20 protein-coding genes, 4 tRNA genes and 1 other RNA gene are annotated in these 24,074 nt (G+C 56.2%); 3 read left to right on the top strand and 22 right to left on the bottom strand.

The genetic code is table 11. The features are described from left to right. Positions 1–76 precede the first annotated feature (76 nt). The 19 genes from FHW04_RS10610 to trxA form a co-directional block, all read right to left on the bottom strand. A non-coding RNA gene (locus tag FHW04_RS10610) (RtT sRNA) lies at positions 77–205 on the bottom strand. Positions 206–237: 32 nt separating this feature from the next. Beyond that, positions 238–314, bottom strand: a tRNA-Pro gene (locus FHW04_RS10605). A 20-nt stretch (positions 315–334) separates the two neighbouring features. Beyond that, positions 335–421: transfer RNA gene (locus tag FHW04_RS10600), tRNA-Leu, on the bottom strand. 16 nt (positions 422–437) lie between these two features. Then, positions 438–513 (bottom strand) — tRNA-His (locus tag FHW04_RS10595). Between the two features lie 102 nt (positions 514–615). Then, positions 616–692: transfer RNA gene (locus FHW04_RS10590), tRNA-Arg, on the bottom strand. 158 nt (positions 693–850) lie between these two features. Continuing rightward, positions 851–1,591, bottom strand: a complete 741-nt coding sequence (gene wecG, locus FHW04_RS10585) for a lipopolysaccharide N-acetylmannosaminouronosyltransferase (protein ID WP_031375048.1) — start codon at positions 1,589–1,591, stop codon at positions 851–853. A gap of 25 nt (positions 1,592–1,616) precedes the next feature. After that, a complete protein-coding gene (wzyE, locus tag FHW04_RS10580; protein ID WP_069728606.1) occupies positions 1,617–2,960 on the bottom strand; it encodes an ECA oligosaccharide polymerase in 1,344 nt (447 codons plus the stop codon). Then, complete coding sequence (locus tag FHW04_RS10575) at positions 2,957–4,024, bottom strand: TDP-N-acetylfucosamine:lipid II N-acetylfucosaminyltransferase (RefSeq protein ID WP_089561594.1); 1,068 nt, start codon at positions 4,022–4,024, stop codon at positions 2,957–2,959. Before FHW04_RS10575 ends, wzyE begins: the two co-directional genes overlap by 4 nt. After that, a complete protein-coding gene (wzxE, locus tag FHW04_RS10570) occupies positions 4,021–5,271 on the bottom strand; it encodes a lipid III flippase WzxE (protein WP_031375051.1) in 1,251 nt (416 codons plus the stop codon). Before wzxE ends, FHW04_RS10575 begins: the two co-directional genes overlap by 4 nt. Then, a complete protein-coding gene (gene rffA / locus FHW04_RS10565; RefSeq protein ID WP_089561595.1) occupies positions 5,271–6,401 on the bottom strand; it encodes a dTDP-4-amino-4,6-dideoxygalactose transaminase in 1,131 nt (376 codons plus the stop codon). The genes wzxE and rffA overlap by 1 nt, the downstream gene beginning before the upstream one ends. Beyond that, positions 6,388–7,095 (bottom strand): dTDP-4-amino-4,6-dideoxy-D-galactose acyltransferase, encoded by a 708-nt coding sequence (gene rffC / locus FHW04_RS10560; RefSeq protein ID WP_031375053.1) that lies wholly within the window; start codon positions 7,093–7,095, stop codon positions 6,388–6,390. The genes rffA and rffC overlap by 14 nt, the downstream gene beginning before the upstream one ends. Further along, positions 7,073–7,954 (bottom strand): glucose-1-phosphate thymidylyltransferase RfbA, encoded by an 882-nt coding sequence (gene rfbA / locus FHW04_RS10555; RefSeq protein WP_031375054.1) that lies wholly within the window; start codon positions 7,952–7,954, stop codon positions 7,073–7,075. Before rfbA ends, rffC begins: the two co-directional genes overlap by 23 nt. 18 nt (positions 7,955–7,972) lie before the next feature. Next, entirely contained in the window at positions 7,973–9,043 is a 1,071-nt protein-coding gene (gene rffG, locus FHW04_RS10550; protein WP_089561596.1) for a dTDP-glucose 4,6-dehydratase, read from the bottom strand. Further along, positions 9,040–10,299 carry a UDP-N-acetyl-D-mannosamine dehydrogenase gene (gene wecC, locus FHW04_RS10545; RefSeq protein ID WP_089561597.1) on the bottom strand — a complete coding sequence of 420 codons (1,260 nt, stop codon included), beginning with the start codon at positions 10,297–10,299 and terminating at the stop codon, positions 9,040–9,042. The genes rffG and wecC overlap by 4 nt, the downstream gene beginning before the upstream one ends. After that, on the bottom strand, positions 10,296–11,426 hold the full coding sequence (wecB, locus tag FHW04_RS10540; RefSeq protein WP_031375057.1) for a non-hydrolyzing UDP-N-acetylglucosamine 2-epimerase: 1,131 nt from the start codon (positions 11,424–11,426) through the stop codon (positions 10,296–10,298). Before wecB ends, wecC begins: the two co-directional genes overlap by 4 nt. Before the next feature lie 10 nt (positions 11,427–11,436). Next, a complete protein-coding gene (gene wzzE / locus FHW04_RS10535; protein ID WP_089561598.1) occupies positions 11,437–12,486 on the bottom strand; it encodes an ECA polysaccharide chain length modulation protein in 1,050 nt (349 codons plus the stop codon). A 24-nt stretch (positions 12,487–12,510) separates the two neighbouring features. Further along, entirely contained in the window at positions 12,511–13,599 is a 1,089-nt protein-coding gene (gene wecA, locus FHW04_RS10530) for a UDP-N-acetylglucosamine--undecaprenyl-phosphate N-acetylglucosaminephosphotransferase (RefSeq protein WP_031375059.1), read from the bottom strand. Between the two features lie 280 nt (positions 13,600–13,879). After that, a complete protein-coding gene (gene rho, locus FHW04_RS10525) occupies positions 13,880–15,139 on the bottom strand; it encodes a transcription termination factor Rho (RefSeq protein ID WP_031375060.1) in 1,260 nt (419 codons plus the stop codon). Between the two features lie 351 nt (positions 15,140–15,490). After that, a complete protein-coding gene (gene trxA / locus FHW04_RS10520; RefSeq protein ID WP_003851963.1) occupies positions 15,491–15,823 on the bottom strand; it encodes a thioredoxin TrxA in 333 nt (110 codons plus the stop codon). A gap of 117 nt (positions 15,824–15,940) precedes the next feature. Between trxA and rhlB the strand changes: the two genes are divergently transcribed. Continuing rightward, the gene (gene rhlB, locus FHW04_RS10515) at positions 15,941–17,233 is read left to right on the top strand and encodes an ATP-dependent RNA helicase RhlB (protein WP_031375061.1); all 1,293 of its coding nucleotides are present in this window, start codon (positions 15,941–15,943) and stop codon (positions 17,231–17,233) included. A gap of 7 nt (positions 17,234–17,240) precedes the next feature. Beyond that, positions 17,241–18,725: a guanosine-5'-triphosphate,3'-diphosphate diphosphatase gene (gene gppA / locus FHW04_RS10510; RefSeq protein ID WP_031375062.1), complete on the top strand. Its 1,485-nt coding sequence runs from the start codon at positions 17,241–17,243 to the stop codon at positions 18,723–18,725. 61 nt (positions 18,726–18,786) lie between these two features. Here gppA and rep read toward each other — a convergent pair whose 3' ends face one another. Beyond that, entirely contained in the window at positions 18,787–20,808 is a 2,022-nt protein-coding gene (rep, locus tag FHW04_RS10505) for a DNA helicase Rep (protein WP_031375063.1), read from the bottom strand. A gap of 75 nt (positions 20,809–20,883) precedes the next feature. On the opposite strand from rep, the gene ppiC reads away from it, so the two are divergent. Next, positions 20,884–21,165: a peptidylprolyl isomerase PpiC gene (ppiC, locus tag FHW04_RS10500; protein ID WP_031375064.1), complete on the top strand. Its 282-nt coding sequence runs from the start codon at positions 20,884–20,886 to the stop codon at positions 21,163–21,165. On the opposite strand, the gene FHW04_RS10495 is transcribed toward ppiC, so the two are convergent. Further along, positions 21,166–23,226, bottom strand: a complete 2,061-nt coding sequence (locus tag FHW04_RS10495; protein ID WP_089561600.1) for an AsmA family protein — start codon at positions 23,224–23,226, stop codon at positions 21,166–21,168. It lies immediately after the preceding gene. A 63-nt stretch (positions 23,227–23,289) separates the two neighbouring features. Further along, positions 23,290–24,063: a cyclic-guanylate-specific phosphodiesterase gene (gene pdeH, locus FHW04_RS10490; protein WP_069728613.1), complete on the bottom strand. Its 774-nt coding sequence runs from the start codon at positions 24,061–24,063 to the stop codon at positions 23,290–23,292. Positions 24,064–24,074 lie beyond the last annotated feature (11 nt).

Below are 24,074 nucleotides of genomic sequence, written 5' to 3'. Positions count from 1 at the left end.
AAACCTCCTTCGGAGGTTCTCATCCTCTTTTGCTACAGACGAAAAAAAACCTGTCTTTTCAGACAGGTTTCTAAAATGGTCGGCGAGAGAGGATTACCTGGCTCTGCGAGCCTGCCCTGCGGGACGTTGTTGAAGCAACGTTGTCTCGCTGCGCTCGGCTCAAACCTCCTTCGGAGGTTCTCATCCTCTTTTGCTACAGACGAAAAAAAACCTGTCTTTTCAGACAGGTTTCTAAAATGGTCGGCGAGAGAGGATTCGAACCTCCGACCCACTGGTCCCAAACCAGTTGCGCTACCAAGCTGCGCTACTCGCCGATTTTTTTAACGGTTTTGCCTGGTGCGAAGAGAGGGACTTGAACCCTCACGTCCGTTAAGACACTAACACCTGAAGCTAGCGCGTCTACCAATTCCGCCACCTTCGCGTATCCCAGCAAAATCTGGGGTGGCTAATGGGACTCGAACCCACGACAACTGGAATCACAATCCAGGGCTCTACCAACTGAGCTATAGCCACCACTGTACCGAATGTTACAAGTTTAAAACCTGCAGCATCTAAATCTTTACTGCCAACTAACGCGGTAAATCAAACCACCGAAGCTCATGCGCACAAACGATATGGCGCGCCCGACAGGATTCGAACCTGAGACCTCTGCCTCCGGAGGGCAGCGCTCTATCCAGCTGAGCTACGGGCGCGTAGCGCCGTTGCGGATGTGCATACTAGAGATAAGCGCCCATCGTGTCTAGTGCTTTTTCAATAAAAAAACGCGTTTGATTACGCTTTGTGCATTTCGTCGACAAATAGTGCACTTCTCCCCACCTTCCGGGTAAAAATGCGGCATTAATCAGCAATATCAGAGATCGCCACGCCAGTGGTAGCGCAAATATTTCAGCAGTTTTAATTGCCTGCGCCAGCGGCCTGGCTGCCTGATCAACCGATAAAGCCATTCCAGTCCGAGTCGCTGCCAGATTTTAGGTGCGCGCTTCACATGACCGGTGAAAACATCATAGGTGCCACCGACACCCATATAGAGCGCATCAGGCCAGTGGGCGCGGCACGCCAGCATTAACAGCTCCTGGCGAGGTGAACCCAGTGCAACCGTCACCAGCTTCGCACCGCTGGCGGCCACGCGGGCAAACAGCGCATCCTGATCGGCTGGCGCAAAATAACCATCCTGCGCCCCGACAATGTTTACATTCCACTGACGACGCAGCTTGTCGCAGGTTTCATCCAGCACCGCCTGACGCCCACCGATCAGGAACACCGGGGTGCCCTCACGTCCGGCCCGCTCCATCAGGGCTTCCCATAAGTCTGCGCCAGCAATGCGCTGTACCGACGCCTGCGGGTATTTTTTACGGATTGAACGGACGATACTGATGCCGTCCGGATAGGCGAACTCGGCCTGCGTTAACAGGTTACGTAATCCCTCATCCCGTTCGGCAGTCAGAATCTTTTCTGCATTGATGGCGACTAAGATGCCGCTCCGCACGCCCTGCGGCGGCATTAAAAAATCCACCGCCGACGGCATGCTGTCGAAGCCATACAGCGCGACGCCGCGAATCCGGTACTGCGGCGAGTCAGGTAACTTTGTCATATCTTCCGTCAATCCCAGAGGTTAATCAGGAGGGGCTATGCAGCACCCGCTCGCTGCGGTCGCGAATTAAACCGGCGCGATCCAATAACCAAAATAGTAATTTAGCCACGCCCAGACAGGCGGCAAAAATAATAGCGAAAAACACCACGCGTGAGCCAAACGCATCCAGACCTTCACGCGCCAGCACGATCATGTTGAACACCGCGCCAAAACAGAAACTTTGCAGAATAGCCCCGCTGTAGCGATTGGTTTCCTGGCAGCCTCGCGCATAGAGTGCATCGAAGACTTTGATAATCATCCCCACCGCCACCGCACCGATCGGGATTGCCCAGACGCCGCCCATCACCACCAGCGAACCGATCAGCGTTGGCGAGATCGCCAGTCCCGAATGGTTATTCAGCACTTCCCAGGTGAAGTAGTTAGCGCTGTTCAGCACCGCCAGCGGACGATCCGGCCACAACCAGCTGGGAATAAACACATAAAAGTCACGCCAGAGCGGCGCCAGTCCCTGAAATTCAATGCGGGCATAGTTATCCAGCAGTAACGCCAGGTTCTCCCACGGCGAGAAGGTATCACGCGTCAGGTAGAGAAAGGTATAAAAGGCTTCATCGCCCATCACGTCGAGGTTATAACGCCGCAGCGCCAGCCAGAACATGCCGGCAATCGCCATGACGCCCGCAGTTGCCAGCATCCACAGCGTAATCCAGCCGCGGGTAATGCCGATAAACAGAAACAGGGCAAACGCGATAATGATATTGGCACGGGTACCGCCGACCAGCGCGTAGGTCAGCAGACCAAAAGCGACGGTTACTACCAGAAACAGCAGCCAGTTGCGTCGTGTCGGACGCAAAAAATAGGGGATCAACATCGCCGGAATAAAGAAATAGAAGAAGCGCTTAAGCGCCACGCCAGAGACTTCACTGGAGAAAATCTGGTTATAGGCGGTCAGACGGAACAGCAGAAAACCGTTATGGATGAAAAACACCGTCACGGTGCCCAGCGCCACCAGCGCCAGGATCACGCAGGTCAGGTGGGTTTCGACCCGGTTCATCTGCAGCCAGGGTTTGGCCGGCGGGGCGTTCGCGGGCCGCAGTCGGACCTTATAGCTGACGTAATAGATGGCATAAAATCCGGTGGCCGACAGCAGCGCCTGCAGCAGAGACGCTACCGGCACCACTTCAACATTAAAACGGAACACCAGCACGCTGGTCAGCGGAAAGCCGAAGTAAAAAGTCAGTAAGAACAGCAGCGTGAAGAACAGATGGAAGTTAAAACGCACGCGCTTAAACTCCCGCCAGGTCAGGGTCAGAATAAAACCCAGCGACAGCAGGTAGACCGCCAGCAGACCGCTAAACTGCACAAGGCTCATGACAACTCCCCTTCGCTGAGGCGTAATGCTGAACGCCATCCGGCCAGATAGCCGGGCGCGAAAAAGGCGATCGCCTGTTTGTCGCAACCCGCCAGCTGACGACGCGCCTCGGTAATCACTGCAGGCGAGAGCGCATCTTCGCTAAACAGCACCGGTAACTGCTGCTCCGCCACATCACGCCAGAACGGGTTTTTACGGCTCAGGACAAAAGGTACGTTGGCCTGGATTAACAGACACAAGGTCCCGATCCCTTGCTGACGTTCAAACATAAAATACCCGACGTGGCAGCGCGCCAGCAGCGCTAAATAGTCATCAAACGCCATTTGTTCACTAATCAGGTTCACCTGCCCCTGCGGATACAGCGCCTCAGCCGCGGCCCGCACCTGACTGATATAGGCCTGATTATTCGGCGGATATCCCAGCGGCACCTCGATACGCACCTGGTCGCCAAACTGCGCGCGGATCGCCTTGAGTCCGTCGATATGCCGGTTACTCGGATCGCCTGAATTTCCCAGCAGCAGGGTAAACCTCGAATCGGGCGCAGAGTGGACCGCGGCCTCCGGCATGCGGGTCGGGAAATAGAGTAACGAACCGGGTACCCGGTGATGGCGTTGCTGGTAATGATGCAGATCGCCGCGGGTGGCAAAAACGTGCGCTACCCTCCCCTGCGCCAGCCAGCGTAGAAAATAGAACAGGCGAAACTTCAGGCTGCGAGAATCTTCATACAGGTCAGCGCCCCACACGTGCCAGAACAGCTGGGAACGATGCAGCTTGCCGCTGAGTAACGCCAGCCAGAGCCAGGGATTGAACTGACCGTGGCAGAAAAAGCGTTGCTGACGCTGCCTGGCGCGCTGCAATACCGCCTGCGCCAGCGCTTTTTTACTGGCAAAGCACTCAATCTGTAAGGCGCTGAACGGCGAAAAGCTCTCAGGCTGTTGCGTCACCACCATAAAATGGCGTGGCGTGGCCGTGGGCTGTTCAACGCTCAGTATGTCGTTGAAGAAACGCAGCACCGTGAGGTTGTGGTGGGGAATATCCGATCCCAAAACGTGAATTAAAGTCATTTTTTCCGGCAATAAACCATAAAAGCGCCACAACACAGGGCAAAGTAAGCCATATAGGTAAACATGTAGGCCTGCGCCGCACCCGTCGCGCCCTGTAACGGGATTAGCCAGCGTGAGAACAGCGTCAGCAATACAAACTGGCTGATCTCAGTCAGAACATAAAAGCGCAGCGAGGCCTTGGCGATCACCAGATATCCGAAAACATAGGCACCCACTTTAAAAACATCACCGCACAGTTGCCAGACAAACAGATCGCGCATGCCACGGAACGCGTCGGAAAACAGCAGGCTGATGGCAACATCCCGCAGGATCCAGACCGCGAAACTGGCCACCGCTACCGCCGGCAGCACAAAGCGCAGAGCCCGGCCAATTTCCTGGGCAATATCGCGTTTGTTATCCAGTCGCGCCAGCGTCGGCAGCAGCCAGACGCTGAAGGTGGCGGTGATAAATTGCAGATAGGCATCGGAGATGCTGGTTACGCCCTGCCACAGTCCGACCTGCGCCCAGCCCTGCTGCTGCGCCAGCAGGTTACGCATCATTACCCAGGCTACCGGCAGCGTCACGGTGGTAATTAACGCCATCAGGGTATATTTAGCCAGATTACGCGCCAGCTCGGGCTGCCATTGCGGACGCAGCCAGCTGAGCGGCAAGGGTACGCGGCGTTTCAGCAACACCACTGCCGGCACCAGCAACAGTGCCGGCACCAGCGCCAGACCGATCAGTGCGCCCTGATAACCACCAAACCACCAGCACAACAGATAACCGGCGACGCCAATCAGGCTGCCGAGAATCAGCGCCAGCGCATTGCCGCGCGCATCACGATACCCTTTCAGCAGCGCCAGACTAAAGTTCGCCCAGGCGATACCGAGCTGAAGAAACGCCACCACGCGGATCACGTTCTGATAGCGATCGTGACCAAACAGCGCGCTGCTGATCGGGCCTGCCGCCAGCAGGAACAGCAGCGCCAGCACGCCGGAAAAGCCCAGCACCAGGGTTGAGGCGGTACCGACCAGCGCCCGTAACCGTTCGGGCTGCTGCTGATACTGCGCCACATAGCTGGTGACGCCGTTGAAAATTCCGGCCCCCGCCAGCACGCCCAGCACGGTAATCAGCTGACGAAAGTTACCCGCCTGACCGACGCCCTCCGGCCCGAAGCTGACCGCCAGCAGTTTGACCACCAGCAGTCCGGCAACGATTTTTACCAGCGTGGACGATGCGGTCCACACTGAAGCTCTGGCCAGTGACATCAGGAAAAGAAGCTCAGCAGCGAGCTGATAACCGTGCTCTGGTTGTTATCCGACAGGTTATAGAACAATGGCAGGCGCAGCAGGCGTTCACTCTCAACGGTGGTGAAGCGGTCGTCGCCGAAAAACTGCGAGAAACGCTGGCCAGCCGGCGAACTGTGTAGCGGAATGTAGTGGAATACCGTCAGTATCTCGGCTTCTTTCATCCAGTTAATCAACGCCTGACGGTCGTCCTGATCGCGCAGTTTGATGTAAAACATATGCGCGTTGTGCTCACAGTTAGCGGGGATCACCGGCAGCGCGATTCGCCCCTGCTCCGCCAGCGGCTGTAACGCATCATGATAACGCTGCCAGATGCGCAACCGCTGCTGGTTGATGCGTTCAGCCGCTTCCAGCTGCGCCCAGAGATAGGCTGCCTGCAAATCGGCCATCAGGTAGCTTGATCCCATATCGCGCCAGGTATATTTATCCACCTGACCGCGGAAAAACTGGCTGCGGTTAGTGCCTTTTTCGCGAATGATTTCGGCGCGTTCAACCAGGCTGGCATCGTTAATTAACGTCGCCCCGCCTTCACCACCAGCGGTGTAGTTCTTGGTTTCATGGAAGCTGAAACAACCGATGTGACCTATAGTGCCCAGCGCACGGCCTTTGTAGCGTGACATCACGCCCTGCGCCGCATCTTCAATGACAAACAGCTTATGCTTCGCCGCCAGCGCCATTATGGTGTCCATTTCACAGGCGACGCCGGCGTAGTGCACCGGCACGATAGCGCGGGTTCTTTCGGTGATGGCGGCTTCAATCAGCGTCTCGTCGATATTCATGGTGTCGGGACGCACATCGACAAACACGATGCGGGCGCCGCGCAGCACAAAGGCGTTGGCGGTAGAGACGAAGGTGTAGCTCGGCATGATCACTTCATCGCCCGGCTGCAGATCGATCAACAGCGCGGCCATCTCCAGCGACGCGGTGCAGGAGGGGGTCAGCAGCACTTTTTTACTGCCAAAGCGCTGCTCCATCCACTGCTGGCAGCGACGGGTAAAACCGCCGTCTCCGCACAGCTTGCCGCTGTTCATCGCCGACTGCATGTACTCAATTTCGGTGCCCACAACCGGGGGTGCATTAAATGGAATCATGACCTTTCCTGTAGAACCAGTAGGCGGTGCTGTCGATGCGGGCACCGCTGCGTAAATAGAGGCGCATCGCCGTGAGATTGCTGAGCTGAGTGGCGACCCGAAGCTGCACCAGTCGCCGCACCCGCGCCCAGTCCGCTGCCGCCAGCATCAGCCGTTGGCCCAGTCCCTGGCCCTGCGCGTCAGGCAGCACCGCCAGCAAACCGATACGAGCGTCGCCGTCCACTTCACGCAACGAGACGAAGCCCTGTAGCTGGCCTGCCGCATCCGCAGCCACCAGGCATTGATGATCAAAGGTGCCACGCACCGCGTTTTCAATCCACTGGGCGTAGAAACGCCCGCTGGCATCGGGCGCATACCACGGCGCACGAAAGCGACTCTGACTGAACAGCTGTGAGGCCGCCTCGCGCAGGGCCGGAATTTGCGCCTCGCGTGCAATCCGAATGCCGACCTGTCGTTCGGTCTGGTTAATCGGCAGCGTCAGATCCGCTTCGCCTTCCACCAGCTGGAACCGGTGCTGCTGCAGCGTATCAATCAGCGCGGTCTGGCTGGCGGGCACTTTGACCTGCAGCAGCGCGCAGGGATGTTGCAGCGCTGCATCCAGGGCGGTGTCACCGTTAAGATCCAGCCGCACGGTCTCAACACCGAAGAACTGACTCTCCCAGCGAAGGGGATTAATATTGACGTGGACGGGCATGTAACAGATCCAGCAGATATTGGCCGTAGCCGGTTTTGGTCAGCGCTTCGCCTGCCGCACGTAGCTGGTCATCACTCAGCCAGCTGTTACGCCAGGCGATCTCTTCCAGACAGGCAATCTTGAAGCCCTGACGTTTTTCAACCGTCTGCACAAACATGCTCGCTTCCACCAGGCTGTCATGGGTACCGGTATCCAGCCATGCGAATCCGCGTCCCAGCAGTTCGACAGTCAGCTCACCGCGCTCAAGATACATCTGATTAATGGCGGTGATTTCCAGTTCACCGCGTGGCGAAGGCTTAACCTGTCTGGCGAAGTCGACCACCTGATTATCATAGAAATAGAGGCCGGTTACCGCCCAGCGAGACTTCGGCTGCTTTGGCTTCTCTTCAATAGAAATCGCTTTAAAGTCATCATCAAACTCCACCACACCGAAGCGTTCGGGATCCATCACCTGATAACCGAACACGGTCGCGCCACGGTTCTGCTCTACCACTTTTCGTAGCTTCGGACTGAATCCCTGGCCGAAGTAGAGATTGTCGCCCAGAACCAGGCAGCAATTATCGTCGCCAATAAAAGATTCACCGATGATAAACGCCTGCGCCAGACCGTCCGGACGGGGCTGAACCGCATAACTGAGCCGCAGACCAAATTCCGCTCCGTCGCCCAGCAGACGCTCAAATTGCGCCCGATCTTCCGGCGTGGTAATCAGCAGAATATCGCGGATACCCGCCAGCATCAGAACTGACAGCGGGTAGTAGATCATTGGTTTGTCATAGACCGGCAGCAGTTGTTTAGAAACTGCACGGGTGATGGGATGTAACCGTGTTCCCGATCCTCCGGCTAAAATGATGCCTTTCATCGCTGCTCCTTTCGCTGATTATTGCGATAAGCCGAGGCGCTCACCACGGTAGCGCCCGTCGAGAATGGCCTGCCACCAGTCGGGATTCGCCAGATACCAGGCAACCGTTTTACGCATGCCGCTTTCAAACGTTTCCTGCGGCAGCCAGCCCAGTTCTCGCGCGATTTTGCTGGCATCAATGGCGTACCGCTGGTCATGGCCGGGACGGTCGGTTACGTAGGTGATCAGATCACGATAATGGGCCAGCCCCTGCGGTTTTTGATCTGCAGCCAGCTCTTCCAGCAGGCTGCATACGGTTTCCACCACCTCAATATTGCGCCGCTCATTATGGCCGCCAATATTGTACGTCTCGCCAGGCTTGCCATGACTGACTACCTGGTACAGCGCGCGAGCATGATCTTCGACATAGAGCCAGTCACGGATCTGTTGTCCGTTGCCGTACACCGGCAACGCTTTGCCCGCCAGGGCGTTGATGATGGTCAGTGGGATCAGTTTTTCCGGGAAGTGGCACGGACCGTAATTGTTTGAACAGTTGGTGACCAGCGTAGGTAAACCGTAGGTTCGCAGCCAGGCCCGGACTAAATGGTCGCTGCTGGCTTTACTGGCAGAGTAAGGGCTGCTCGGCGCGTAAGGGGTAGTTTCGGTAAAGTATTCCTGACTGCTATGCAGATCGCCGAACACCTCATCGGTGGAGATGTGGTGAAAGATAAAGGCGGCTTTGCGCGCGACATCCAGCGCCTGCCAGTAAAAACGCGCCGCTTCCAGCAGCTGGTAAGTCCCGACAATGTTGGTTTCGATAAAGGCCATCGGTCCGTCAATAGAGCGATCTACATGACTTTCCGCAGCAAGATGCATCACGCAGTCGGGTTGATGACGGGCGAAAATCTGATCGAGCGCCGGCCGGTCGCAAATATCAGCCTGCTCAAAGATAAAGCGTGGCGAATCGGCGACGCTGCTCAGCGAAGCAAGATTGCCGGCATAGCTGAGTTTGTCGACCACCACCACCTGGTGGTCCGTTTCGGCAATCAGAAAACGAACCAGCGCCGATCCGATAAAGCCAGCACCGCCAGTGATCAGAAAACGTTTCATCGCCAGACGCCTTTGGTATCGACCACCCACTGCTGGCGCACCCCGGCGGCATCCACTGCGCGGAAGGCGCGATGATCCACCAGCATCACCAGGATATCGGCCTGCGCCAGCGCCTGCTCACTGGAGACCAGCGTGGCTTTATCCCTGAGGGCCGCAGGAATCTGGTCGATGTGCGGTTCAACCACCCAGGTGCTGCCGCTGTGCCAGTCAGCAATCAGTCGGGCGACACCCATCGCCGGGCTTTCGCGCAGATCATCAATGTCCGGCTTGAAGGCCAGTCCAAAGCAGGCAATGGTCAACTCAGTAGCACGCTTACCGGTCTGCGTCAGGCTGTCCGCTACTGCCGTTTTGACCTGATCCAGTACCCATTGCGGCTTAGCGTCATTAACCTCACGCGCCGTGCGGATCAGGCGCGCCAGCTCAGGATTCTGCGCCACGATGAACCACGGATCGACAGCGATGCAGTGACCGCCGACGCCCGGTCCGGGCTGCAGGATGTTGACGCGCGGATGGCGATTCGCCAGCGCAATCAGTTCCCAGACGTTAATCCCCTGATCGGCGCAAATCAGCGACAGCTCATTCGCAAAGGCGATATTAACGTCACGGAAGCTGTTTTCGGTCAGCTTGCACATCTCAGCGGTGCGGGCGTTGGTTTCCACGCATTCACCTTTTAAAAACAGCCGATAGAGTTCACTGGCGCGGGCCGAGCAGGCTGGCGTCATGCCGCCAATTACCCGATCGTTATTAATCAGTTCCACCATCACCTTGCCTGGCAGCACCCGCTCCGGACAGTAGGCGATATAAATATCGGGCGTTTCACCGTGCTGCGGGAAACGCAAATCGGGACGCGCTGCGGCCAGCCAGTCAGCCATCTGCTCGGTGGTGCCAACCGGCGAGGTTGATTCAAGAATCACTAAATCGCCCGGCTTCAGCACCGGTGCGATCGACTCTGCTGCAGCCTGGACGAAGCGCAGATCGGGCTGATGCTCTGCCTGAAAAGGCGTCGGCACGGCGATAAGAAACGCATCGGCGGCTTCCGGCTGGGTTGTCGCCCGCAGATCGCCGCGCGTGACGGCGGCATGCACCACCTGGTCTAAATCGGGTTCCACGATATGAATCGCACCGCGATTGATGGTTTCAACCGCCCGGGCGTTGATATCCACACCCACTACTTTTTTTCCCTTTGAGGCAAAAACGGCTGCCGTTGGCAGCCCAATGTATCCCAGTCCAATCACGGAAATGGTTTCAAAACTCATAAGTCGGCTCGGTTATCTTTTAAGGCTTGCAAAATACGGCCACAGGCTTTGCCATCGCCATACGGGTTATGGGCATGGCTCATCGCCTGCCAGGCATTGTCATCCGTCAGCAAGGTGCTGACCTCCGCGACGATTCTGTCGATATCCGTCCCTACCAGTTTAACCGTACCCGCATCGACCGCTTCGGGCCGTTCTGTGGTATCGCGCATTACCAGCACCGGTTTGCCCAGCGACGGCGCTTCCTCCTGAATGCCACCCGAATCGGTGAGAATCAGCCAGGCACGGTTCATCAGCCAGACAAAAGGCAGATACTCCTGGGGCTCGATCAGAATGATATTTTCAACGCCGCTGAGTATGCGGTTAACCGGCTCGCTGACGTTGGGATTAAGGTGCACCGGATAGACGATTTGCGCCTCCGGATGCTGACGCGCAATCTGCGCCAGCGCGCTACAGATCCGCTCGAAACCGTCACCGAAGCTTTCACGCCGATGGCCGGTCACCAACACCAGTTTCTTGCTGGCGTCGAGAAACGGATAGCGCGCCGCCAGCTGGGCATTCAGATTGCAGTCATCCAGCACCCGATCGCGCACCCACAGCAGCGCATCAATCACCGTATTGCCGGTCACCACGATGCGCGCATCCGGCAGATTTTCCTGCAACAGGTTCTGGCGCGAGCGCGAGGTGGGGGTGAAATGGAGACGGGCGAGATGACCGGTGAGTTTGCGGTTCCCCTCTTCCGGCCACGGTGACGCGAGATCACCGGTGCGCAGTCCGGCTTCAACATGGCCGACCGGGATTTGCTGATAAAACGCCGCCAGGCTGGCCGCTAAGGTGGTGGTGGTGTCGCCATGAACCAGCACGATATCTGGTCTGAAGTCGAGCAACACGGTTTTCATGCCCTCTAAAATGCGGCAGGTGATCTCGGTCAGCCCCTGCTCAGGACGCATAATATTAAGGTCATAGTCCGGCTGCAGCTGAAACAGGCGCAGCACCTGATCGAGCATTTCACGATGCTGTGCCGTGACGCACAGACGCGATTCAAACGCCGGATCCTGCGCCAGGGCCTGAACCAGGGGCGCCATCTTAATCGCTTCGGGACGGGTACCAAATACTGTCAGAACTTTCACACTGTTTCTCTCAATGACGCTGGTCTGACATCAGACGCGGACGACGTGCCAGCGCCACACCAGCCCCAACCAATGCCCCTACGGCACCCCACATAATCATCATGAACAGGCGGCGTGGACTATCACGCGACACCGGTTCTTCGGGGGTACGCAGGTAGCGGTAAGTCTGGAATTTACTGTTCAGCGTCGGGCCGGCGACCAGCGTAGTCAGCATGGCTCTGTTCTGATCATAGCTTATATCGAAGTTCGGGCCGGTAGCGCGCAGGGTCTCGAGCTGCCCTTGTAAAACTGGCTTGCCCAGCAGAAACAGGTCGCTGTCCGCCAGGTTTTCACCAGCTTCGCGCGCCTGCTTTTCATTAATACCCTGCTGGCTGGCAATCTTCAGTGCCTGCTCCAGCCGGTGTTGCTGACGCTGAAACACCGCGTTGGCCACATCTTCCTGCCGCTTAACCTGCGCCTGAAGCTGTGCCGTGCGCGCCTGCCAGGCCCCTTTGAATTCTTCGTTCAGATGACGGGCTGCACGCTCGCTGGCGTAGGCAATGTACTGACGCAGCAGATTATTCGCATCGCCGGCGGTTTCCGCTTTAAGCCGCACGTTATCCGGCAGGTTGTGCGCCGCATCAGCAGGCGTAAACAGAATATTGCTGATCATATCGTCAAGCAGCGCAGCGTCGTTGTGCGCATTACCGGTTTTTCGGCTTTTGTAATAATCAGTTTGTTGCCAGAACTCGCGGCGTGTATCCCATGAGGCAAGCTGCATGGTGAATTCCTGATAGACCTCATCCATCACCGTGGGTGACGGAGCGGCCAGGGTCAGGGCATTGTTGCGCACATCCAGATTGGCGAGGAACTGCTGCTGCGCATAGTAAGATCCGAGCATGTCCACCGTCGGGCGATCGGTGACCGCCGTGGTGCTCCAGACCTGTTTCATCAGCAGCGTCGCCAGCCAGGCGACCAGCGCAAACAGCAACGCCAGCCCGACAATCCAGCGCTTGCCACGCCATAAACGGCAACATAAGCCGCGAATATCCAGTTCGTTGTCCACAATGTCAGCAGGCATGGCAGCGTTATCCTTTATCAGCGCTTAGCGGGGTAAGTTTTTTTTGGCGTCGCGGTAATGGCTCAGACGGCGTTTGATCCGCCGGACACGTCGCGCCACGCGCCACGCATGCTTCAGGCAGTAGCCGTAAACCATAAAGGCCACCAGGAACAGCAGCAGCATCACCCATTCGGGGATGAACGCCAGGTATTCGCCTAAAACGCCGATACCGGCGAGGATCGCGGCAGCAACGGTAATCAGGACAAAGGCCTGACGCGAGCTAAAACCGGCGCGCATGATCAGATGATGGATATGCTGGCGGTCGGCAGAGAACGGGCTCATGCCTTTGCGCAGACGGCGATACATAATCGCCACCATGTCCATTAATGGAATGGCAATCAGCCACAGCGCGGTCACCGGCGTAATCGGATGGCTCAGGCCCTGCGTGGTTTCCAGCAGAATCCAGATGATGGTGAAGCCGATCATCGTGCTGCCCGCATCGCCCATAAAGACTTTGAAGCGACGTCCGAGGAAGCCGAGGTTAAGCAGAATGTAGGGCAGCGTGGCGGCGATCATCGCAAAGCACCACATGGCGAGGCTGGTCTGGCCATCAAAGTAGAGGATGATGCCCATCGCCGCGAAGGTCACTGAGGAGAGTCCGCCCAGCAGGCCGTCAATCCCGTCGACCATATTAAAGGCGTTAATCGCCGCCCAGACGGCAAACAGCGTCAGCACGTAGCCAAACGGCCCGACGATTAGTTCAAACGGACCGACAATAAAGCCGAGGCTGAGCAGATAAAGTTTGGCACCGACCATCATCACAACGGCGACGAGCGCCTGTACCACGGCACGGATTTTCACGCTGATATCGAAACGATCGTCCAGCGCGCCAACCAGCACCAGTACCCCGGCACACCCCAGATAGAGCAGCGCATGCGGCAGATAATAATTGGTTATTGCGAAGGTGAAGCAGATACCTGCGAACACAGAAATGCCGCCCACCAACGGAATCGCGCCATGATGGCGTTTACGTGAGTTAGGCTTATCAACTAAACCAATTTTTTTAGCTGCTTTTCGAGCAAAAAAGAGGAAAGCCAGGGAAAAGAGAAAAATTAAACCAAGCTCAGTACTCATAGTGAGTAAATTCACGTTAAACGCTCTCAGCTAACATCCCGGGCAACAATACGCGAAAAAGTGCGTTTATCGCTGCGTCGGATTCCGAATTCTGCATAAAGAGATGCACGAACGGTCATTAATTCGTCACCACTACCACAGTCATTATAAATGCTCCTGTCAGTGTTCAATCCTATAGCTCACAAATGAAAAACGCCACGTTGAGACGTGGCGTAAGGTCGATTTTCTGCGCATTTAAGCTAAAAAAGCCGAATCTGTGGTTCGGCTTTACAGTATCGGATTAGGAACGCTTCATCATATCGAAGAATTCGTCGTTGGTTTTGGTCATCGCCAACTTGTTGATGAGGAACTCCATCGCGTCGATCTCGCCCATTGGGTGAATAATCTTACGCAGGATCCACATCTTCTGCAGCTCTTCCTGAGAAGTGAGCAGCTCTTCTTTACGGGTACCAGAACGATTGTAATCAATCGCCGGGAAGACGCGTTTTTCTGCGATTTTACGTGAGAGATGCAGTTCCATGTTACCGGTACCTTTAAACTCTTCGTAAATCACCTCATCCATCTTCGAACCGGTGTCTACCAGCGCGGTCGCGATGATGGTCAGGCTGCCGCCCTCTTCCACGTTACGTGCCGCACCGAAGAAACGCTTCGGACGGTGCAGGGCATTGGCATCAACACCACCGGTCAGGACTTTACCTGATGCCGGAACCACGGTGTTGTAAGCACGCGCCAGACGGGTGATGGAGTCGAGCAGGATGATCACGTCTTTTTTGTGTTCAACCAGACGCTTGGCCTTTTCGATCACCATTTCAGCGACCTGAACGTGGCGCGAAGCGGGCTCATCGAAGGTAGAAGCGATAACTTCACCTTTGACCAGACGCTGCATCTCGGTGACTTCTTCCGGACGTTCGTCGATCAGCAGCACCATCAGGGTGCAATCCGGGTAGTTATACGCCAGGCTCTGCGCAATGTTCTGCAGCAGCATGGTTTTACCGGCTTTCGGCGGTGCTACGATCAGACCACGCTGACCACGACCGATCGGTGAAGCCAGATCCAGTACGCGCGCCGTCAAATCTTCCGTTGAGCCATTACCCCGCTCCATACGCAGACGTTTATTCGCGTGCAGCGGCGTGAGGTTTTCGAACAGAATCTTATTACGCGCGTTTTCCGGCTTGTCGTAGTTAACTTCATTAACTTTCAGCAGCGCAAAATAACGTTCACCCTCTTTTGGGGGGCGAATTTTGCCAGAGATGGTGTCACCTGTGCGGAGGTTGAAGCGGCGGATTTGGCTAGGGGAAACGTAGATATCATCAGGACCGGCGAGGTAGGAGCTGTCTCCGGAACGGAGGAATCCAAATCCATCCTGCAGTATCTCCAGCACGCCATCACCGAAGATGTCTTCGCCGCTTTTCGCGTGCTGCTTCAGGATGGAGAAGATGATGTCCTGCTTGCGCATGCGAGCCTGATTTTCCAGCCCCATATTTTCGCCGAGAGTAATCAGCTCAGCAACCGGCGTATTCTTTAATTCGGTAAGATTCATAGTGATGGGTTCTTAAACTCGGGGTAATACTCGAAATGTTTGTCGTGAATGGTATGGCAATTAATCCATGCCGTTAATGGCTCTTTTCGACTCTTCTCGACGATCATCGTCTGGGTTGGCGACCTGGAAGCGAGGAGACGGTCGATTGCGATGCCAGAGTTGGAGCTAACCGTCAGATTGCTAAACCGTTCTATCTTTATAAGGTACAGTGCGACAGGGTTTAACAAGGGAAAACTTTAGATGCTAACTACAAGGTAAGTTCGTAATGCAGTATTGGTAACTTAGCACGCCTAAAAGCGAACGTCCAGCAGCAGGAGATAAATTCACCACTGCCGAACGTTCAGCCCTGAATTACGCCAGGTTGGCGTTCAGGAACTCTTTCAGCTGGCCTTTAGACAGCGCGCCCACTTTGGTCGCGGCGACTTCACCATTTTTAAACAGCAGCAGCGTCGGGATACCACGAATGCCGTATTTCGGTGCCGTGCCTGGGTTATCATCAATATTCAGCTTAGCGATGGTCAGTTTGCCATCATACTCTTCTGCAACTTCATCAAGGATTGGGGCGATCATTTTGCAAGGACCACACCATTCAGCCCAGAAATCTACCAGTGTAACGCCGTCGGCCTTCAGCACGTCGGTGTCGAAACTGTCATCAGTCAGATGAACGATTTTATCGCTGCTCATGTTTTACTCCACAAGATTATGCCTGGCGAATTGGCGTAATATAAACCAATGTAGGTTGACTTTATTTCATCGGATACGCTTTCGTAAAGCGATAGTAAGCTGATATTCTACCACACTATGAGCAAAACACACTTAACTGAACAGAAGTTTTCCGACTTCGCCCTGCACCCAAAAGTGGTTGAAGCCCTTGATAGTAAAGGCTTTCAATACTGCACGCCGATTCAGGCGTTAGCTCTGCCCTTTACGCTTTCCGGGCGTGATGTTGCAGGCCAGGCGCAAACCGGTACCGGCAAAACGATGGCGTTTCTGACGTCAACGTTTCATCATCTTCTCTCTCATCCTGCGGCTGAAGGTCGTCAGGTTAACCAGCCGCGGGCATTAATTCTCGCGCCAACGCGTGAACTTGCGGTGCAAATTCATGCCGATGCAGAACCGCTTACCGCCTCAACGGGCCTGAAGCTGGGTCTCGCTTACGGCGGTGATGGCTACGATAAACAGCTGAAAGTGCTGGAGCAAGGCGTCGACATTCTGGTCGGGACGACCGGCCGTCTGATTGATTACGCGAAGCAAAACCACGTTAACCTCGGTGCCATTCAGGTGATGGTGCTGGACGAAGCCGACCGCATGTTCGATCTCGGCTTTATTAAAGACATTCGCTGGTTGTTCCGCCGGATGCCTGCGGCAACCCAGCGACTCAGCATGCTGTTCTCCGCCACCCTCTCTTACCGGGTGCGTGAACTGGCGTTTGAGCACATGAACAGTGCTGAATATGTCGAAGTGGAACCGGAACAGAAAACCGGCCACCGCATTCAGGAAGAGCTTTTCTATCCGTCTAACGAAGAGAAAATGCGCCTGCTGCAAACCCTGCTGGAAGAAGAATGGCCGGATCGTGCCATTGTGTTCGCCAACACCAAGCACCGTTGCGAAGATATCTGGGGCCATCTGGCTGCGGATGGTCACCGTGTCGGCCTGCTGACCGGCGATGTCGCTCAGAAGAAGCGCCTGCGCATTCTTGACGACTTCACCAAAGGGGATGTGGATATTCTGGTTGCCACTGACGTTGCCGCCCGTGGTCTGCATATTCCTGCCGTTACCCACGTGTTTAACTACGATCTGCCGGACGATTGCGAAGATTACGTTCACCGTATCGGTCGTACGGGTCGCGCAGGTGCCAGCGGACATTCTATCAGCCTGGCCTGTGAAGAGTACGCACTGAACCTGCCTGCGATTGAAGAGTACATTGGTCACAGCATTCCGGTCAGCAAGTACAACAGTGATGCATTACTGACCGATCTGCCGCCGCCTAAACGCCTGGCGCGTAGCCGCACCGGTAACGGTCCGCGTCGCGGAGGAAATAACGCCAATCGTCGCGGTGCACCACGCAACAACAACCGTAAACGTTCGGGTTAAGCTCACCATGCTAAGCGCATCGTCACTTTATGCTGCGATTGATTTAGGTTCTAACAGCTTTCATATGTTGGTGGTGCGCGAGGTGTCTGGCAGTATTCAGACCATCGCGAAAATTAAGCGCAAGGTACGCCTTGCGGCCGGTCTGGATAAAAGCAACCATTTATCAGCTGAGGCGATGTCGCGCGGCTGGCAATGCCTCAAACTGTTCTCTGAACAACTGCAGGACATCCCTCTCGATCAGATCCGCGTGGTGGCGACCGCCACGCTGCGTCTGGCAGCGAATGCGCAGGAATTTCTCGATACGGCGCAACAGATTCTCGGCTGTACCATCAACGTGATCAGCGGTGAAGAAGAGGCGCGCCTGATTTATCAGGGCGTGGCGCACACCACCGGCGGTTCCGATCAGCGTCTGGTGGTCGATATCGGCGGCGGCAGCACTGAACTGGCGACCGGTGATGGCTCGCACGCCACGGTGTTGTTCAGCCTGTCGATGGGCTGCGTCACCTGGCTGGAACGCTTTTTCAGCGATCGGCATCTGGCGAAGGAAAACTTTGACCAGGCTGAACAGGCGGCACGTGAAATGATCCACCCGATTGCCGCGCAACTGCGTCAACAGGGCTGGCAAGCCTGCGTCGGCGCCTCGGGCACGGTACAGGCGCTGCAGGAGATCATGGTGGCGCAGGGCATGGATGAGCGCATCACCCTGAATAAACTGCAGCAGCTGAAGCAACGTGCCATTCAGTGCGGCAAGCTGGAAGAGCTGGAAATTGAAGGGCTGACGCTGGAACGGGCGCTGGTGTTTCCCAGCGGCCTGTCGATTCTGATCGCCATCTTCCAGGAACTGAGTATTGATAGCATGACGCTGGCGGGCGGCGCGCTGCGTGAAGGACTGGTTTACGGCATGCTGCATCTGCCAATCGATCGCGATATCCGCACCCGCACGCTACAGAACGTGCAGCGTCGTTTTAGCATTGATGTTGAGCAAGCCGATCGGGTCCGTCAGTTGGCAGAAAGTTTTTTCCGTCAGGTCTGTACGCTGTGGAAACTGGATCAGCGCTGTCGTGAGCTGCTGCTCAGCGCCTGCGCTATTCATGAAATTGGCCTGAGCGTCGACTTCCGTCATGCGCCGCAGCACGCGGCTTACCTGGTTCGTCACCTCGATCTGCCCGGCTTTACTCCGGCGCAGAAAAAGTTGCTGGCCTGTCTGCTGCAAAACCAGAGCGGCAGCATCGACCTGGCGCTGCTGACGCAGCAAAATGCCTTACCGCCGCGGCTGGCGGAACGGATGTGTCGTCTGCTGCGTCTGGCAATCATCTTCTCCAGTCGCCGTCGCGACGATACCCTGCCCGCAGTCCGGCTGCAGGCCGACGATGATGCGCTGCATCTGACCTTGCCGGCCGGCTGGCTGGAGGCGCATCCGCTGCGCACCGAGCTGCTGGAGCAGGAGAGCCATTATCAGTCCTATGTGCACTGGTTATTGACCCTGTCATAATCGACGGGCGTGAAGTCAGCGTGAGGCGAACCGCCGTCGTCTCAGCGCTGTACCCTCGAGTTTAGGCTTTCTTCGCCTTATCCAGCATCGCTCGCAGGCCCGCCACGCGGCTCTGCCCGGTTTTCATCCGCTCTTCAGCACTGACCACTTTGCGCTCCGTTTCCCACTGCAGATCGTCCTGCGGCAGCTCCAGCAGAAAACGACTCGGTTCCGGCCGCACTAACTCGCCATATTGCCGACGTTCGCGACATAAGGTAAAGGTCAGCTCCTTCTGTGCCCGCGTTATGCCGACGTAGGCGAGACGACGCTCCTCTTCGATGTTGTTCTCATCAATGCTGCTCTGATGCGGCAACAGTCCCTCCTCCATTCCCACCAGAAACACATAAGGAAACTCCAGTCCTTTAGAGGCGTGTAGCGTCATCAGCTGCACCTGATCAAGCTCTTCGTCGCTTTCCCCACGCTCCATCATGTCGCGCAGGGTAAAGCGCGTTACCACCTGCGCCAGAGTCATCGGCTCATCCAGATCGCTGCCTTCCAGCATCTCCGTCATCCACTGAAACAGCGTATTGACGTTCTTCATCCGCATTTCTGCCGCTTTCGGACTGCCCGAGGTTTCAAACAGCCAGCTTTCGTAATCGATGCCGCGAATCAGGTCGCGCACGGCATTGACCGGCTCGCGTTCGGTCAGCTGGATAATCTCATGCAGCCAGTGGGTGAAGCGTTGCAGATGTTCCAGCCCGCGCCCGCCCAGCGTCTGTCCCAGCCCGACATCAAAGCTGGCATTAAACAGACTCTTATTGCGCAGGTTGGCCCATTCGCCCAGTTTTTGCAGCGTCGCCGGGCCAATCTCGCGGCGCGGCGTATTCACGATGCGCAAAAAGGCGCTGTCATCGTCGGGATTGGTCAGAACGCGCAGATAAGCCAGCAGATCCTTGATTTCCGGGCGGGAAAAGAACGAGGTGCCGCCAGAGATGCGATAAGGAATACGGTTCTGCATCAGAAACTTTTCAAACACCCGTGACTGATGGTTGCCGCGGTAGAGAATCGCGTAGTCTTTGTACTGCGTCTTGTTGATAAAGTGATGGGCGATCAGTTCACCCGTGACCCGCTCCGCTTCGTGCTCTTCACTGTTGGCAGTCACCACTTTCAACTCGCTGCCCTGGCCCAGTTCTGAGAATAAGCGCTTCTCGAACACGTGCGGATTATTGGCGATCAGGATATTCGCGGCTTTCAGGATGCGCTGGGAGGAGCGGTAATTCTGCTCCAGTTTCACCACTTCCAGCGCGGGGAAATCCTCTTTCAGCAGCACCAGGTTTTGGGGTCGCGCGCCGCGCCACGAGTAGATCGACTGATCGTCATCGCCCACTACGGTAAAGCGCGCCCGCGCGCCAACCAGCAGCTTAACCAGTTCATACTGGCTGGTGTTGGTGTCCTGATACTCATCCACCAGCAGATAGCGGATGCGCTGTTGCCAGCGTTCACGCACCTCCTGATTACGCTGCAACAGCAGCGTCGGCAGCAGGATCAGATCGTCAAAATCCAGCACGTTACAGGCTTTAAGATGCTGGTCATAAAGCGCATAGCAGTGCGCGAAGATTTTATCGCGCTCCGATTGTGCCAGTGCGGCCGCCCGGGGAGGATCGACCAGATCGTTTTTCCAGTTTGAAACGGTAGAGATCAGCTGTTGCAGCAGGGTCTTATCCTCTTCCAGCCACTCTTTGGTCAGCTCTTTCAGCAGGCCAAGCTGATCCTGGTCGTCAAACAGCGAAAAGTTGGACTTCATGCCCAGCGCCGCGGTTTCACGCTTGATAATCTCCAGCCCCAGCGTATGGAAGGTCGAGATCATCAGGCCGCGCGCCTCTTTGCGACCCAGCGTCTGCGCTACGCGCTCTTTCATCTCTCGCGACGCTTTATTGGTGAAGGTGACCGCCGCGATATGGCGTGCCTGGTAGCCGCACTCGCGAATCAGATGGGCGATTTTATTGGTGATTACGCGGGTTTTGCCCGATCCCGCGCCCGCCAGCACCAGACAGGGACCGGTAACAAATTCGACGGCGCGTTGTTGGCTGGGGTTTAAACGCATAGGAAAAATCGCTCAGTTGAATCAAAAGAAAGGGGTTTATACTGGGCGGCAATTATACACAACCGAGATAGCAACATGGCGAAAACCGCGGCGGCTTTACACATCCTGGTGAAAGAGGAAGCGCTGGCAAAAGAGATTCTGGCGAAACTGGCTAAGGGTGGCAATTTTCAGCAGCTGGCAAAGAAGCACTCAACCTGTCCTTCCGGCCGCAATGGCGGTGATTTGGGGGAATTTCGTCAGGGGCAGATGGTGCCAGCCTTTGATAAAGCGGTCTTTACCTGCCCGCTGTTAACGCCTTACGGGCCGGTAAAGACCGGCTTTGGTTATCACATTATCAAAGTTCTCTATCGCAGCTGATTACTTCTGCTGCTTCATCTGCTGCAATACGGTGCTGCACTGGTTATCGTCGTTATCACTCGGCGAAATCAGTGCCAGCAATGCCGCAGCCGGGCCGACAACGGTACCCAGCGCCACCGCTGCTGCGCCACGGGCCAGCAGCGGACCGGCTTTCACGCCGGCATCCGGATTTTTAAAGGTGCCGCGCACATAGAGCGGTGAACGCAGCGTGATGATACGCACCCCTTTACTCTCCGGATTGACCGAAAGATCCATCCGCTCAGTGGCAAAATTGGCGTTACCGGTGACGTTAATCACCGCATTTTCGGTATCAAACACAAACAGGTTTGGCGTCGCCAGACCGTTTTGCAGTTTGATATCGGTAGCGGCGCAGTTAATCCGTACCTGATCGTCGCCAAATAGCTTGCCCACCACGTAGTTGCCGACGTTCAGTCCGGCAATCTCCATCAGGCTACGGCTGATCACGCCGTCGTTCATCAGCAGCTTCAGCTGACCGTTACTGGTCGCCAGCAGATCGGCTACCGAGTTACCGGTGCCGGTGAAGCTGGCATCGCCGTTTAGCTGGCCGAGACTGTTTTGCATCGCCTGAACATTCGGGAACAGCTGACGCAGGCGCAGTTTACGCGCATGAATGTCAGCCCGGCCGCGCATCGGCGTGCGATCGCCTTCCAGCCGGATAGTGCTGTTGAGGGTGCCGCCCGCCATACCAAAACGCAGGGGATCAAGCAGCAGATCGCCATCCTTCAGCTGCAGATGGGTATAAAGATCGCTCAGCGGCAGCGAATTGCTGTGTTCAATGCGTTTCCCGCTGAACTTAACGTCGGCATCCATCACGTCCCAGTTTTTAGTGTCGAACCGATCGTGTGGCAATATCCGATCGGCTGGCTGGCTCGATTTCTCACCCCGCCGCGATTTTGCCTGTGCGGTTTTGTCGCTGCCTTTACCGGAATCGACCCCAATCAGCGGCCCCAGATCGGCCATCCGCAGTTGGTCTGAGGTCAGCTCACCGCTCAGCCGGGGGCGCGGTTTGCCCTGGCTGTAGGTCAGCGAACCATGAATATCACTGTCGCCAATATGGCCGTTAAATTTCTGATAGTGGTAGATCGCGCCCTTATCGTCGCTGAATTTCGCGATCAGGTGGCCATCGGTTTCGTACGGCGGCGTGTCAGGCAACAGCACGCCGGTCAGCCCATACAGATTCGCCAGCGTGTCGCCAGAGAAGCGCAGACGCACATCCAGCCCGCCGAGATTCATTGGGTCTTTCACCCCGCCGGTCACCTGCACGCGCGTGGTGCCGTTGCGGATATCGGCCTGCACCGGGAACGGCGTCGTCTGGCTGCGCAGCGACAGCATTCCGCCAATCTTGCCTTCACCGTTCAGTTTCTCGTCGTTATAGGTTCCGCGCGCCTGCCAGCCGAAGACAAAGTCGCCTGCGCCCTGCTGCTTATCGTCACCGCCAGCGATCTGACCATACGGCACCGGTTTACCTAACGGATTAACCTGTACCGTTACATCGGCGTGGTTAATCGCGTCGCGATAGCGAATCTGGCCCTGATCGAACAGGATGTTATCGAGGCGGAATGACCAGGCCGAAGGTGCCGCCTGCTGATCGTTGCTGTCGCTGTTGGCGAGATTGAAGGTCCAGTTATTTTTCTTATCCGCGGTCTGAACCAGCCGCGCATCGGGCCGCTGCAATTTAATCCACGGGATGAACAGCTCTTTATGCAGTAACGCCAGCGGAGCCAGCGTGGCATCGACCCGCTGCAGATGCACCATGGTCAGGTCAGGAATATCGGGCGGATTGCCCAGCATGATATCTTCCGCATGCACCTGCGGCCATGGCACCCAGCGCCGCCAGCCCTGCTCTTGCGGATTGCGCGCCCAGTCGACGCCCAGATCGCCGCGTATCGCAAACGGACGATTGAGTTCGGTCGTGACTTTCTTATTGATGGTGGGTTTCAGTCGGTTCCAGTCAAAGGTGGCGATCACCACGATGATGATCACGATTAACAACAACAGAATTCCTGCAACCCAACTGACTATTTTCCCGGTACGCGACATTGCGCTTTCTCCTTGCACTTTCACGGTCTCCGTTAAAGATAGTCGAGACCGTGGGCAACGGGATCAGGGAAGCTGGATAGTGAGATGATTCAACTCAGAAAATGGGAGCGGACGCGAAAAGAAATAGCCCTGCGCGGCAATAGCGGGCGAACTTCTGACCTGCTGCCACTCATCGTCGGTTTCTACTCCTTCGACGATCACCCCGTTACAGTAGCGGTTGATTAGCGCCAGCAGCATCGAAAACAGGCTGCGTCCTTCATCGGAATTGCGCAGCAGGATAAACAGCTCGCGCGACAGTTTGATGTAGTCATATCTCAGTTCGGTCAGCGCCGAAAAATTGGCCATGCCAGAGCCAAAGTCATCCAGCCACAGCGGCCCGAGCTCCGGCATCTGAGCGATCATCTCTTCCTGTGGCAGGACATGGTGTTCTGTCAGTTCAAAGCGAACCCAGGGCAGGCGAACAATCAGGCTGCGGATGGCCGGATGATGCTGAATAGATAACAGCGACGGCCCATCAATGTTGACCGAGGCGACCACCGCATTCTGCTCAAAGAAAGCAGCCCACTGCGTTAACAGTTCGAGTTGTTCCTGTACCACATGCAGTCGCTGCGCAATCTCAAGCCCGGCAAAATAGGCTTCCGGCGACAGGGTTTCTTCCGGTGCAGACGGATGGCTAATGGCCGTCAGCAACTCGATTGCCAGCAACCGCCCCGTCACCTGATAAATCGGCTGGAAGCGATAAAATCGTTGGCATTGGTGCCAGAAATGCGGCGTTTCCGGTTGGGAGTTGAGGTCAGTTGAAGAAGGTAGCCATTGACTAATACTCTCCATCACCATGATGTTTTCCT

It is taken from the genome of Pantoea sp. AN62 (genome assembly GCF_050432985.1).
Taxonomy (GTDB): domain Bacteria; phylum Pseudomonadota; class Gammaproteobacteria; order Enterobacterales; family Enterobacteriaceae; genus Pantoea; species Pantoea brenneri.
This window is presented reverse-complemented; position numbering and strand designations above follow the sequence as displayed.